This is a genomic window from Agriterribacter sp. (assembly GCF_035497235.1).
Lineage (GTDB): Bacteria > Bacteroidota > Bacteroidia > Chitinophagales > Chitinophagaceae > Agriterribacter.
On sequence record NZ_DATJEB010000050.1, the window covers coordinates 15,126 to 30,019 of the forward strand.

The following is a 14,894-nucleotide window of genomic DNA, read 5'->3' on the forward strand; positions in this document are numbered from 1 at the left end:
CTCAAACTGATATTTTAGATCGCTATTGAAGAGCGCTTCATGGACATTTTTCAAGAATTCGCTTAGATAGATTTTCAAACTCATCATAGCTTCGCTTTACAGCATAAACATGAGCACCAATTGCACCATCTGCAGGTTTTAATAAGAAAATAGGCTTGTGAGCTTCCATTGACATAGGAGCAAGGCTTCTAAAATGCTTTAGCAAAGCAATACAATTAATGTCATCATCAACGCTATTTACTTTATCATTACCATTTCCTAAAACAAATTCCCTAAATATATTTGGTATTCTGTTTGCCCACTTTAGATATGATTTCACCGGCCTGCTTTCTTTTGCAGAATATTGCATCACAATGTAGCCTGCAGGTCTGGCATTATTTTCCGGAATTTGAACTGTAAGATTTTGAGGCTTTAATTCCTTTCTTTGATTCCATTGTTTCTTCCAAAGGTTTAAAGTGGTGCCCAGGTTTTTTATTCCCTGAAGAGAGAATAAATCAGAAGCTACAGGCATAATAATGTAGTCGGAGCTAATTGAAACTGCTCTGTTTATTGCCCCCAAATTTGGCCCTACGTCAATCAGGACAACAGATGCGTTAAAGCGCAGCGCAGCCTCATCTATAATCGTTTTAAATATGCTGGTGATGCGAAATGGATACACTTGACTGTCCAGACACTTGAGCCAGGCATCACTTAATACATCTTCAAAAGTTGATAATGTAAGATTGCCTAAAATCAGTCCAAGGTTTTCATTTATTTGTTCAATATGAACCGGAACTGCTGTATCTCCGTTTACAATTGGAGTAATAGCATCCAAAATGGTAGCAGGAGAATTATTCTCATACACATCCTCCAGCTTCTCGTCTGTTAAAAACATGGAGGTTAGGTTAGACTGAGGGTCTAAATCTATAGCTATTGTTTTAATCCCTAATTCAGACATCATCCAGGCTACATGATAAACGGTGGTGGTTTTTCCTACTCCACCTTTATTATTGAAAAAAGTGATTGTCCTCATTACCATTTTTGATTAATAGGTATAGTAACTTTAAATTTTGTTGTTAGGGTGAAATCAAAGTCCGGTTCGCCATTTCCATTCTCAATCAATTCGTTCTTTGCCCGTGTTACTCCATAATTGAAGCGGTTTACATAACCCAATATTTTCATAGCCTCTGCTAAAACTACATTCCTGTAGTCACTTGCATCAGGAAAGTTTTGAGGTGTTGCTTCACCAAATAATCCTCCTGGATTTATGATTTCAATGCGATCTGAAAACTCATAAATATAGATGGGTGCGTTGGACTCATAACTTCTATGCATAATAGCATTCATAATTAATTCTCTTAATGCCCAATAAGGGTAGTTTCGGGCAACATCTTCCTGAAAAGAATCTTTTTTTACCGGGCGTTCTTTGATTACGTTACTTTTAATAAAATCATCCAATTGCCTTAGTTCCGTTATCAAGGCTCCGGAAAATTTCTTTTCAAATTCCACATCGCTAGTCATCTCTTTTCCAGAAAATTTAACATACTGAGTATATGCACCTGGTAAATAAAATTCAGGATTTAGCCCGAATAACAGGATACCGGCATTTGTAGGGCATTTTTCTTTTATATCATAAAATCGTAACGAGGCTAATTGCTCCTCTATTGTTCTCCCGTTTTCCGCTAATGTATCCTTATCTATTGCTGATGGCAAGTAATTAATCTTAAATAACTCAACGCTGATATCTTCTATACCTGAACCCAGAGCAGGAACTAAATCGTATGTTTTCGCATACGAAACACGTCTTTCAGTTAAAATTCGTTCTTCTTCCAAAGATGCCTTTGCTTTTCTTGGACCAACACGAATCCAACATCTTCTGTCATAACGAACCGGAGGGTACAAAGAGGGGCTCACTTCAACTACTACTACATCGCCTTCGTCAATATGAAAAACGGGGCTCACCAATAAGGAAGGCTGCGGCAAAACGTTTCCATTTGATTTTACGTTTCCAATTTTTTGAAGTTCTTCATCGCCAATAGTAATTCCTTTTACACTTCCATCATCATTTACTCCTAATAATACATACCCTGACTGACGGTGATTGGGGAAGTCGTTTGATAATGCACAAACTGCCGGCCCGAGTTTATCTTCTCGGAAAGAAATAGTCCGTTCTATCCTGTCAGATTCCAAATCCTTTATAAGTATTTTTACCTGTTCTTCGGTCATATTCATATCGTTTTAAAGTCTATTCCAGCGTCCTTCACCTTAAACACCGGGTTGATTTTCAACTGATCGCACTCTTCATTATTCCGGCTTTTTCTTCTTTTTAAAAAGTTCAACTTTCTTTTCAGCTATTTTCAAAGCTTCTTTGGCAAGGTCTTCATGCCGCACTTCCCCGGCTATCTTGTCGCTCAGCCATGCTAGCAGCAGTTCATCAGCATTCACATTGTAAAATTTTGCAAATGAAAGCACCTGTTCTTTGTTCGGCTTCCTTTCATCCCGTTCAAACTTGCTCAACAATGCCGTGTCCATTGCTAAAGCTGCCGCCACCTGCCGGAGCAATAATTCTTTGGCCTCCCGGCATGCTCTCAATTGTTGACCTAATGTACTACTCCCGGACATGATTTTCATTTTATGGTATTCGTGAACCGCAACTGGTTTCAGTGGACTTAAATCAGACTTGTCAATAATTGTCCAAATTAGCAATTAATCCGGAGATTCTTGTATATATATTTCTAAAATAAAATCCGTTTCGTATTACTTACATTTGAAACAAATAATTCAGTTATGGGCACTACTGTCCCTATTTCATTTGATAATACGGAAAATGCTTTTGCCTACAAAACAGATAAAGAGCTAAAAAAAACGAAAATCCTTTTTTCGTCAATGGAGTGTCAACTGCTGGTGAGGTGGGGCACAAAGGTAACCCCCTGGGTTTTAAAAGCCGGGCTGCCGGTTAAAGGACTGATCCGGCATACCATTTTTAAACAGTTTGTAGGGGGCGAAACATTAGAAGAAACGGCGCAGGTAGCCCAAAAGCTGGGTAATTACAACGTGCGGGTTATTCTTGATTATGGTGTGGAAGGAGGAGAAAATGATGAAGCGGCTTTTAACCATTCCATGGAAGAATTTATAAGGGTAATCCGTTACGCTGCCACACAGCCCAATATTCCGTTCATAAGCATTAAAGTTACGGGTTTTGCAAGAAAGGGTTTGCTGGAAAAATTAGACGCTTCCGTTTCAGACCAGCAGGGCTCCCTCATGAAAAGATATGCCAAAGCCGTTGAGTCATTAAGTGATGAAGAACGTGCCGAGTGGCAAAGTGTGCAAAGAAGAATGGAAAAGATTTGCAGAACAGCAGCCGAAAAAGGGATTGGCGTATTGGTTGATGCTGAAGAAACCTGGATACAGGACCCGGTTGATGTGATTACGATTTTAATGATGGAGCGGTTTAACATTTCAAAGGTGGTGGTGTATAATACGATTCAGCTTTACCGTCACGACAGGCTTAATTTTTTGAAGGATTCGCTTGAAGCCGCTGAACAGCGTCATTTTATGCTTGGCGCTAAGCTGGTGCGGGGTGCTTATATGGAAAAGGAAAGAGAAAGGGCTGCCGCAATGGCTTATCCTTCGCCTATACAGCCCGGTAAGGCGGATACCGACCGCGACTATAACGATAGTATCGCGTTTTGTATTGACCACATCAATAAGATCGGTGTTATTGTGGCTACACATAATGAATACAGTAATCGTTATGCTACTGAGCTACTTCAGCAAAAAGGACTGTCGTTACATCATCCGCATGTGCATTTTTCACAACTATACGGCATGAGCGATCATATTACTTTTAATCTTGCCAAAGCGGGTTGCCCGGTAAGCAAATACCTTCCTTTCGGTCCTATCAGGGATGTGGTACCTTACCTGATGCGCCGGGCGCAGGAAAACAGTTCAGTGGCAGGACAGGCGGGCAGAGAATTAGGGTTGATCAAAAAAGAACTGCAACGCAGAAACCTGTAATGTCAATGCGCTTCCATGCTTTTGCAGCGATCATTACACATTATATGTATAATAAACAGCGCTATGCTTTATCCCTCAGGTATTAAATATTTATCTTTGCGCCGGCAATCTAAATCTTACTATATTTTAAATGAGTGATAAAGCATCTCTGAACACCCTTTTCAACCTGTATCGTGCCTGCGTAATTATTCCTACTTATAACAATGCCGATACGCTCCCTGCTGTAATAGCAGATGTGGCAGCCTATACGCGGAATATTATAGTAGTAAACGATGGTTCTACCGATGACACGGCATTTATGCTAACCGCTTTGCCACATATAGACGTAATCAGTCATTCAAAAAATAAAGGCAAAGGAATAGCGCTGCGTAAAGGTTTTGAAAGAGCCGTTGAGCTGGGTTATTTGTATGCCATAGCCATTGACTCGGATGGTCAGCATTTTGCCAGCGATTTACCTGTATTCATAAATAAACTGAAGGAAGCGCAGGATGCCATTATTATAGGCGCCCGCAATATGAATCAGTCTTCTGTTCCGGGGAAAAGTAGCTTTGGTTACAAATTCTCTAATTTTTGGTTTAAAATAGAAACAGGCATCAATGCGCCCGATACACAATCGGGTTACCGGCTTTACCCGGTAGCGTTAATGAAGGAGATACGTTTTTTTACCCGCAAATATGAGTTTGAAATTGAAGTGCTGGTGAGAGCAGCCTGGAAGGGAATTGCGGTAACGTCTGTTCCGGTTTCGGTATACTATGCGCCGAAAGAAAAGCGGGTATCACATTTCAGACCCTTCAGGGATTTTTTGAGGATAAGCCTGTTGAATACCTTGCTGGTGCTAATTGCTTTTTTGTATATCAAACCGCGCAATTTTATAAGGCTGCTGTTTAAAAAAAGAAACTGGGGAGCATTTTTCAGGGAACAGGTTTTGAATGAAAATGAACCGCATTATATAAAAGCCTTTTCTGTTGCGCTCGGCATATGCATGGGCATTATGCCTGTATGGGGTTTTCAATTAGTTACCGCCATATTTTTATCCATCGTGTTAAAGCTAAATAAAGCATTGGTTATTATAGCAGCTAATATTAGCATACCACCCCTGATACCCCTGATCATTTTTTTTAGTTACAAAACAGGCGCTGTATGGATGAAGAACGGGGGGGGGCAATCTTACTTTTTCAAGCAACCTTACCTTCGCATCCGTAAAGAACAATTTTCAGCAATATCTTTATGGCGGCATTACCCTGGCCCTGGTTTCCGGCATTGTATGCGGACTGGCAACATGGGCGCTGCTTTCATTTTTCAGTAAAAAAACAAGTACGGCAGTTTAATTCAGCAATTATATGGAGAAGATTTTTGCCGGCATATACCGTTATTTTCAAAAACGTAAGTGGCAACTGTACCTGCTCTTTTCCATTTGTTTAATTACATCGGCTTTTTTTGCCGCTCAGCTAAGGTTTGAAGAAGATATTGCTAAAATTCTTCCCCGCGATGAAAAGGTTGAAAAGCTAAATCATGTTTTCCGGCATTCCAAATTCATGGATAAGCTGGTGGTAATGATATCCTTCAAAGACACGGCAATAGCCGAACCCGACAGTCTTGTGGCTTTCGGGGATGACTTTACAGCGCAGGTACAGGAAAAGCTCTCGCCTTATATAAGCAAAATCAGCTATAAAGTAGATGACGAAGTAACGATGGCGATGTTTGATGTTATTAATGCACATCTGCCCGTTTATCTTACAGAGAATGATTACCATGCTATCGACAGTCTTATTGCTCCGGATGCGGTAAAACAAACCCTGGAGCGAAATATTCAAATATTAAGTTCTCCGGCAGGCCTGGCATTTAAAAATATGATCAGCAATGATCCGGTGGGTATTTCATTTATTGCGCTAAAGAAGCTGCAGCAACTCCAGTACGATGAGAATTTTGAATTGTATGATAATGCAGTCATAACCAAAGATCACAAAACCCTTTTATTTTTTATAACGCCGGCGTATCCGCCCAATAATACGGGCAAGAACGCTTTGTTTTTAGAAGGGCTGGATAGCCTGGTTATTGCACAAACAACATCCGGTTTTCCGCAGATAACCGCTTCTTATTTTGGCGCCACAGCCGTTTCGGCAGGTAACGCCGCCCAATTAGAAAAAGACACTTTATTTACGCAAACGGCTACCATTATTTTTTTAATTGTATTTATCGGTTTGTATTTCAAACGGGTAACCGCACCTGTATTAATAATGATCCCTGTTGTATTTGGCGCTTTGTTTGCTTTAATGGCGGTATATTTTATACGCGGAAGCATTTCGGTAATTGCTATTGGTACCGGTTCGGTAATTTTAGGCATAGCCGTGAACTATTCGCTGCATGTGTTTAATCATTACCGCCATACCGGCGATATGCGAAAAGTAATAAGCGACCTGTCTTTTCCGCTTACGCTGGGGGGCGTTACCACTATAGGCGGTTTCTTTTGTTTAAACTTTGCTGCATCCGATATGCTGAAAGACCTGGGTCTTTTTGCGGGATTTAGTCTTATCGGTGCCTCTCTCTGCTCTCTTATTTTTTTACCCCATTTTCTTTCTGCGCAAAAGAAACAGGAAGCAGTAGTAGCAAGACGGCACTCCTGGATAGACAGGATAGCGGCGCTTCGTCCGGATCACAACAGGTATATTATAATAGGTATTGTTGTACTTACCCTTATTTTTTCCTATACCTCCGGCAGGGTAGGTTTTGAAACAGAGCTGAACAACATGAACTTCATGCCGGATGAGCTGAAAAAGGCTGAAGCAAAACTGAACAGCATTAATGAAGCCGCGCTGCAGTCGGTTTACCTTGTGGCCGAAGGAAAAACACTGGATGAAGCGCTGGTACTTAATGAAAAGCTGACAAAGGAGATAGAAGCATTTAAGGCAAAAGATATTATCTCTACATATTCCGGAGTATCCTCGCTGCTTATTTCCGATACCCTGCAGCGGCAAAGGATTGCACGATGGAATACTTACTGGACTCCTGAAAAAAAGCAACAGTTATTATCGGTAATGCAGCAGGAAGGCGCCGCGCTGGGATACAGCGCCACGGCTTTTAATCGTTTCGCGTTGTTGCTCAACAAGTCTTTTGATGCAGTTGAAAGCGCTGCGGTGACCACTGTGCGAAAAACCCTGCTGGATGATTATATTACCGAAGAGCCCGGAAAAGCAACGGTAGTAAACTTGCTGAAAGTGCCGGCACAAAGCAAAGCGGCCGTATATAACGCTTTTGAGAACCAACCCGGTGCTACCATATTAGATAAGCAATACCTTACGGGTAAGTTTGTAGAACTTATTAATGCCGATTTTACCAACATTGCACTCATCACTTCTTTACTCGTTTTTTTTGTTTTGCTGATAACGTATGGGAGGATAGAACTGGCGCTGATGGCTTTTTTACCTATGCTTGTAAGCTGGATATGGATACTGGGCATAATGGGTATCGCAGGCATCAAATTCAATATTATTAACATTATTGTATCTACCCTTATTTTTGGTTTGGGCGATGATTACAGTATTTTTATAATGGATGGTTTGCTGCAGGAATATAAAACCGGCAAAAAAAATCTTTCTTCCTTTAAATCATCCATCCTGCTTTCGGCCATTACTGCTACCGTAGGACTTGGCGTGCTTTTATTTGCCAAACACCCGGCGCTCCGCTCTATTGCCATGATTTCGGTTATTGGTATATTATGCGTGGCGCTGGTGGCGCAGGTGTGTATTCCTTTTTTGTTTTCCGTACTCATCAGGAACAGAACACAGAAGCAATTATTTCCCTGGACGTTTTTTGGCTGCTGCAAATCCATGTTTGCCCATGTGTGGTTCATTGGCGGCAGCATTATCCTGGCTGTTATTGGTTTTATTCTTGTAAAATGCAATCCTTTTAATAAAGAAAAAGGTAAATATCTTTTCCATGTGGTTATTGCCCGGTTTTCAAGATCGCTCATATATATTATGGGGAATGTTAAAAAAACGATCATTAATCCGTTGGGCGAAAACTTTGCAAAGCCTGCTGTTATTATCTGCAATCACCAGTCTGGATTAGATAATTTTATAATGATGATGCAGTACCCAAAGCTGATATTGCTTACTAACGACAGGGTAAGACATGCGCCTGTTTCGGGTGCGGTGGTTCGCATGGCGGATTATTATTCTGCATCGGCGGGAGCAGAGAGCGGTATAAAAGAGATGGAAGAAAAAGTAAAGCAGGGTTATTCTATTGTTATATTTCCCGAAGGTACCCGTTCGCCGGATGGACAAATAAAAAGATTTCACCGGGGCGCTTTTTATCTTGCGGAGCAACTGCACTTAGATATATTACCCGTGATTATTCACGGTACCGGCTACACGATGACGAAGAAAGATATGCTGGTAAAAGACGGAAAGATAACGGTTCAGTTTTTACCCCGGATAGAACCGGGTGACAAGAGCTATGGTAACAATTACAGTGAACGGGCAAAACAGGTTGGGCGCTATTTCAGGGCTGAATATGAGAAGTTACGGGCATCGGTGGAAGTGCCGTCCTGGTTCAGGGAGCAATTGTTTTATAATTATATTTATAAAGGGCCGGTATTGGAATGGTATATGCGGGTGAAGGTAAAGCTGGAAAAGGATTATTTGCAGTTTCACCGGCTACTGCCAGTGCGGGGTAAAGTGCTGGATATAGGTTGCGGCTATGGCTTTATGTCGTATATGCTGCATTTTGCGGCAGGTGAAAGGATCATTACAGGTATTGATTATGATGCCGAAAAAACGGTTGTTGCCAGCCATTGTTTCAGCAGGGATGAGCGGATCAGTTTTAAACATGCAGATGTACTGAACTTTGCATTCAAAAAATACGATGGTATCATCATTGCCGACATGCTGCATTATCTTACCCCCGATCAGCAAAAACAGATCATCAGCAAATGCATGAATAGTTTACAGGCAGGAGGAACGCTTATTATAAGGGATGGCGACAGCGACCTGGAAGAAAAGCACAAAGGTACTAAGCTGACAGAATTTTTTTCCACAAGGCTTTTGGGATTTAATAAAACTACCGGTTCGGGCCTGTCTTTCTTATCGGGCCGCATGATTAGTGATATGGCAGCGGCGCATCATATGGAATGCCGTAAAATTGATGAAACGAAGTATACATCTAACGTTATTTTTGTAATTCAAAACCGCAATGGCGTACAATGAACAGGTATGATATAGTGATCATAGGGAGCGGTATCGGCGGACTGGTATGCGGAGGCATACTCAGCAGGGAAGGTTTCCGGGTATGTGTACTCGAAAAAAACAAACAGATTGGCGGCAGCCTGCAAACCTTTTCACGCGAAAAAGAGATATTCGATTCGGGCGTTCATTATATTGGCGGATTAGATAAAGGGCAAAACCTTTACCAGATATTTAAATACCTGGGTGTAATGGATAAGCTGAAGCTGCAGCGAATGGATGAGGATGCTTTTGATAAAATTATCATCAGCAATGATCATAAAGTATACCGGCAGGCACAGGGATATGAGAATTTTATAAAGCACCTGGCGGATGATTTTCCGGAGGAAGAGACAGCGATCCGTAATTATTGTGATAAAATAAAGGAAATCTGCAATAAATTTCCCTTATATAATTTAAGAACCAACGGGTTGTATGAAGAGAAGGCGGATGTATTAACTTTAGATACCCATTCCGTTATTACATCCTTAACCGGTAATACAACACTGCAGGCGGTACTGGCAGGCAATAACGCCCTGTATGTGGGCAGGCCGGATGAAACGCCGTTTTATATACATGCGCTTATTATTAACAGTTATATAGAAAGCTCATGGAAATGCATTAACGGGGGATCCCAGATTGGAAAGATTCTTGCCCGGAACATCAGGGATAGCGGCGGTGAGATTGCCCGGAACTGCGAAGTCATAAAGATCGTAACCGAAGGCGACACGGCTGTTTACGCCGAAACCGCCAATGGCGCAAGATATTATGCCGATCAGTTTATTTCCAATATCCATCCTGCAAAAACAATGGAGTTAACCAACGCGGAAGTCATTAAAAATATATACCGTAAACGCATACGTAACCTTCCGCATACCATTTCTTCCTTTCTAATACATATTGTATTAAAGAAAGGCAGCTTTAAATATTTCAGGCATAATTATTATTATCATAAAGCTGGTGAAATATGGAATTTGGCAGATTATACCGAAGACAATTGGCCCCTGGGTTACGCGCTTTTTTTCCCCCCCTCATCTAAAACAGGCGCATACGCCGATGCTATGACTATTTTTACGTATATGCGTTATGAGGAGGTGGAACCCTGGCAGCATACTTTTAATACTGTGTCTGCTGAAAATAACCGGGGAGCAGGGTATGACGCGTTTAAAAAATATAAAGCTGAAATATTGTTAGATTGCGTGGAAGAAAAATTTCCGGGGTTAAGAAGTTGTATTCAATCCTATACTACTTCCACACCGCTTTCTTACAGGGATTATATAGGCAATTATGATGGTTCTTTATATGGTATAGCCAAAGATTATAAAGATCCTTTAAAAACATTTATCTCACCCCGCACCAAAGTGCGGAACCTGTTCCTTACCGGGCAAAATATAAATATTCACGGTGTGCTGGGTTCTTCCATAAGCGCCCTGCTTACCTGTGTGTCATTGTTAGGTAACGAAAACGTGGTTGAAAAAATAAGAAATGCGTAGCATCAGAAAAACAGGGAAATGGCTGTTGTACAGTATTGGCGTATTGATGCTGATATTGCTTTGCAGTTTCGCATATGTAGTATATGTAAGCAAAACAGATCCGCCTGTTATTACAGATAGGGGCAGCCTGAAATGGCAGCGGGAGGATCATGGCAACGGATTTTATACCCTTGGAAACAACTGGCTGAAAAAAAGTAAATCGGGCTTATTTGAATTATATGTGGAAGGCGATGCTTTTGAACGGGGAGTGGTAAATGGTAAGCTTTCCAAAGAATTGCTGGTATCGCAGGAAGATTATTTCAGCGCGCAGATCAGCAAAATGATCCCATCCACTTTTTACCTGCACTTTTTAAAATATGTGATCGGCTGGTTCAACCGCAACCTGGATAAAAATATTATTGATGAGTATAAACAGGAAATATACGGCATATCTGAATCGGCCTCTGATGCGTATGGATATATCGGCACCAACTACCAGCGCATACTCAATTATCATGCAGCGCACGATATTGGTCATGCGTTGCAGAACATGGCATTGGTAGGATGTACTTCTTTCGGTACCTGGAACGCGGCATCGGAAGACAGTACGATGATCATTGGCCGGAATTTTGATTTTTATGTGGGCGATGACTTCGCCAGAAACAAGATCATCCTTTTTGAAAAACCTTCGCAGGGTTATAGGTTCATGAGCGTTACCTGGGGCGGTTTTATAGGCGTAGTATCGGGCATGAACGAAAAAGGGCTTACCGTAACTATTAATGCCGCCAAAAGCAGTATACCCTCCGGTTCAGCTACGCCGGTTTCACTGGTGGCAAGAGAAATATTGCAGTACGCTGCCAATATTGATGAAGCCATTGCTATAGCGCATCAACGCACCATGTTTGTATCTGAGTCTTTTTTGGTAGGATCGGCGGCAGATAATAAAGCTGTGGTCATTGAAAAAACACCAGACACCCTGGATGTGTATGATCCGAAATCCGATCATATTCTTTGTTCCAATCATTTTCAAAGTAAAGCACTGGCTGGATCAGAGCCTAATATTGAACAAATTAATGAAAGCGCTTCTGCTTACCGGTATAGAAGATTGCAGGAACTGTTGCAGGAGAAAGGAAAAAATACTGTGCAAAATACGGTTAGTATATTAAGAGACAGGAAGGGTTTGCACGATGCTAATATTGGTATGGGAAATGAAAAGGCCCTGAACCAGTTGATAGCCCATCACGCCATTGTATTTGAACCTAAAAAATTATTGGTATGGGTATCCACATCTCCCTGGCAGTTGGGTGAGTTTGTTGCCTACGATCTTAATAAGGTTTTTGCCATGCACAAGCCGCAGAACAACCGGGAAATATATGATTCGGCGCTTACTATTGCCGCCGATACTTTTTTACTGAGCCGGCAATATAAAAACTTTGAAAAATACAGGGAATACAGGCATCGTATAGCCGAAGGAGAAGCCATAAATACGGATAGCCTGGTAGCCAGTAACCCTGAGTTTTATCATGCCTATGTGCTGGCGGGCGATTATTGTTTAAGGCATAAACTACCGGATCGTGCCATAAAATATTATGAGCAGGCATTAACAAAAGAAATTGCTACAAAGCAGGAAGAAGCCTATATCCGGCGGCAAATAGCCGATATTCAAAAGAAATTGCAATAAAATGATAACGGGTATTGGAACAGATATTGTTGAAACAGGCAGGATAGCAAAGGCTATTGAAAAAGAACAGGGCTTCAGGGAGCTGGTTTTTTCAAATATTGAAATAGCGTATTGCGAATCAAAAGCCAATAAATACGAGCATTACGCGGCGCGGTTCGCGGCTAAGGAAGCGTTTTTTAAAGCGCTTGGCACAGGCTGGAAAAATGGAACAGCTTTTAATGAAGTGGAAATTGTTAACAATGAAAATGGTAAGCCGGAGCTACAATTACTTGGAAAAACCGCCATTACAATTGGAGTTATGAAGATACACGTTTCATTATCGCATGTCAAAAATATGGCAACGGCAGTGGTGGTGGCAGAGCAATGAACAGGAATCCCGCAAAGGATGATTATCGGGCCTATAAATTTGAAATCCACCGGAAAAAGAATAATTAAAACATACAATTGAAATCTGTTTAGTAATTTCCTGCCATGAAAAAATTGGAGACGCATTATGATGTGGTAATCATAGGCGCCGGCATAGGCGGATTAACTGCCGCGGCTTTGTTAAGTAAGGCAGGGCTTTCGGTTTGTGTACTGGAAAAAGAACCGCATGTAGGGGGATACCTCGCCGGTTTCAGGAGAAAGGATTTTATATTTGATACCGCTATTCACTGGCTGAACCAGTATGGCCCGGAAGGGATGGTAACCAGGCTTTTTGATGTGCTGGGCAGCGATCATCCCCGGGCCATAACGCTGCAGCGTACCCGCAGGTACTTAGGCAATAGTTACAATTATCTTCTCACCAATAATCCTGATGAATTAAAGGATGAGCTGATCGCGGCGTTTCCTGAAGATGAAAAAGGGATTGAACGGTTTTTTTTAAAAGCCAAAAAAATTGGCAATTCACTTAATAATCTCAACCACATATTCCGCTCGGAAGAAACCATGTCTTTTTCGGAAAAGTTGCAGAACAAATTAAAAGTGCTTAAAGTGATCCTGCCTTTTATTCCTTTTATTTCATATAGCGGGGAAAAAGGTTTAAAAAAGGGGCTAAACCGTTTTTTTAAAGCCGGGAAACTGCACGATATTTTTGCATCTGAAACAGAATTAATCGGGTGTATGGTTCCTATAGGCTGGTCGTACGCCAACGATTTCCAGTGTCCGCCAAAAGGAGGGGGACAGGTAATACCACAATGGCTGCAGCATGTGGTTGAATTTTATGATAATATGGTTTGCACGCAATGCAGTGTGAAAGAGATACTGGTGGAGGGGAATACCTGTACCGGTGTGAAATTTTCACATAAGGGGCAGTTGCATCAGCTTAGCAGTAAGTATGTAATTGCCGCCTGTGATATTGAAACCCTGTATGAAAAGATGTTACCGGCCGGTGCTGTTCCCGTAAAATTAAAAGAGAAGCTGCAGCAGGCAGAATTGTATACTTCATCGGTAACTATTTCCATAGGGCTGGATTGCACTGCGGAAGCATTGGGTTTTGGTGAGGAAATGATTCATATCTCCGATGAAAGGCAGCCGTTCGACAGCCATCATACCGGAGATCCGGCTACCACCGAAATCAGCGTACTGGCGCCATCAGTAAGAGATAAGACGATGACGCCGGAAGGACATGGCTCACTTACTTTATTTATGCCGGCACTGATGGACTACAGCAATAACTGGCATACTACGCGGGATGAACAGGGTAACTATATCAGGGGAGAAGCCTATAAAACATTAAAAAAGGAAACCGCTGAAATCATTATCGGAAGGGTAGAAGCGCTGGTAGCTCCGGGGCTGCGATCGCATATTTTGTTTTATGAAGTGGCAACACCGGTTACCCATTACCGTTACACCGGTAATAAAAACGGAACGATGATGGGAGCCAAGCCGGGAAGAAAGAACATGCAAAGCAAGATAGCCCATTATCAAACGCCGGTAAAAAACCTGTTGCTGGGCGGGCATTGGGCCGAACTGGGCGGAGGCGTGCCTATTGCTGCGAAAGCAGGAACCAATGCAAGTTTATTGATTTTAAAAAAAGAGAACAGGCCTGCGTTCACGGCACTATGCCGCTATATTGACGCTAAAATAACTTTGCAGGAATTGTTAGATAACCCCTGTTTCAAACCTTATGATAATTCATGGGTTCAGCCGCTTACCCCGGCCCAGAAACGTGCCGCGCGTGAGGCTTCGGTTACTTATTCCGTTCCTCCCGTTGTTGAAGAAGATGAGGCCGCAGAATGACCTGGGAGGCGAGCGGTAAAACGAGAGAGGTGAAAGGTGAGAAGTGAGAGGCGAAACACTTTGTCAGGAGGCAGGATTTTTTTTAACGACCACTGGGAGTACCAGTCCTGCCCGACAATGGTGATCAGCACCACTATTGTTGCAATAAAAATAATGGATTTCCTCTCCACGGCGTGTAGAGGGACGGTACTACAGTTCAATTCCAGGATTTTGATTCTTCCACATTTATCCGCGGTCTGACGCTCCTTCGTTGCTTACCGACCGCTTATTTCCACACTTCCACCCGCCTATCCAGTCGGGCAGGCA

10 protein-coding genes are annotated in these 14,894 nt (G+C 42.0%); 7 read left to right on the forward strand and 3 right to left on the reverse strand.

All coding sequences use genetic code 11. The features are described from left to right. Nucleotides 1-37: 37 nt before the first annotated feature. The 3 genes from VL121_RS17055 to VL121_RS17065 form a co-directional block, all read right to left on the reverse strand. Nucleotides 38-1,012, reverse strand: coding sequence for a ParA family protein (locus VL121_RS17055; protein WP_325407582.1), 975 nt, complete (start codon nt 1,010-1,012; stop codon nt 38-40). Continuing rightward, nucleotides 1,012-2,205 (reverse strand): ATP-binding protein, encoded by a 1,194-nt coding sequence (locus VL121_RS17060; RefSeq protein WP_325407584.1) that lies wholly within the window; start codon nt 2,203-2,205, stop codon nt 1,012-1,014. The genes VL121_RS17055 and VL121_RS17060 overlap by 1 nt, the downstream gene beginning before the upstream one ends. A 78-nt stretch (nt 2,206-2,283) precedes the next feature. Beyond that, on the reverse strand, nt 2,284-2,601 hold the full coding sequence (locus VL121_RS17065; protein WP_325407586.1) for a helix-turn-helix domain-containing protein: 318 nt from the start codon (nt 2,599-2,601) through the stop codon (nt 2,284-2,286). Nucleotides 2,602-2,766: 165 nt separating this feature from the next. Here VL121_RS17065 and VL121_RS17070 point away from each other — a divergent pair, with 165 nt between their 5' ends. The 7 genes from VL121_RS17070 to VL121_RS17100 all read left to right on the forward strand — a co-directional run bounded on the left by VL121_RS17070 (nt 2,767) and on the right by VL121_RS17100 (nt 14,588). Then, complete coding sequence (locus VL121_RS17070; RefSeq protein ID WP_325407588.1) at nt 2,767-3,996, forward strand: proline dehydrogenase family protein; 1,230 nt, start codon at nt 2,767-2,769, stop codon at nt 3,994-3,996. A 130-nt stretch (nt 3,997-4,126) separates the two neighbouring features. Then, the gene (locus tag VL121_RS17075; RefSeq protein ID WP_325407590.1) at nt 4,127-5,302 is read left to right on the forward strand and encodes a DUF2062 domain-containing protein; all 1,176 of its coding nucleotides are present in this window, start codon (nt 4,127-4,129) and stop codon (nt 5,300-5,302) included. A gap of 34 nt (nt 5,303-5,336) precedes the next feature. Continuing rightward, nucleotides 5,337-9,200 (forward strand): 1-acyl-sn-glycerol-3-phosphate acyltransferase, encoded by a 3,864-nt coding sequence (locus VL121_RS17080; protein ID WP_325407592.1) that lies wholly within the window; start codon nt 5,337-5,339, stop codon nt 9,198-9,200. Then, nucleotides 9,197-10,708 (forward strand): phytoene desaturase family protein, encoded by a 1,512-nt coding sequence (locus VL121_RS17085; RefSeq protein ID WP_325407594.1) that lies wholly within the window; start codon nt 9,197-9,199, stop codon nt 10,706-10,708. Before VL121_RS17080 ends, VL121_RS17085 begins: the two co-directional genes overlap by 4 nt. Beyond that, nucleotides 10,701-12,368 (forward strand): C45 family peptidase, encoded by a 1,668-nt coding sequence (locus VL121_RS17090; RefSeq protein ID WP_325407596.1) that lies wholly within the window; start codon nt 10,701-10,703, stop codon nt 12,366-12,368. Before VL121_RS17085 ends, VL121_RS17090 begins: the two co-directional genes overlap by 8 nt. Nucleotide 12,369: 1 nt before the next feature. Then, entirely contained in the window at nt 12,370-12,735 is a 366-nt protein-coding gene (gene acpS / locus VL121_RS17095) for a holo-ACP synthase (RefSeq protein WP_325407598.1), read from the forward strand. 104 nt (nt 12,736-12,839) lie between these two features. Beyond that, on the forward strand, nt 12,840-14,588 hold the full coding sequence (locus tag VL121_RS17100; RefSeq protein ID WP_325407600.1) for a phytoene desaturase family protein: 1,749 nt from the start codon (nt 12,840-12,842) through the stop codon (nt 14,586-14,588). Nucleotides 14,589-14,894: the final 306 nt, after the last annotated feature.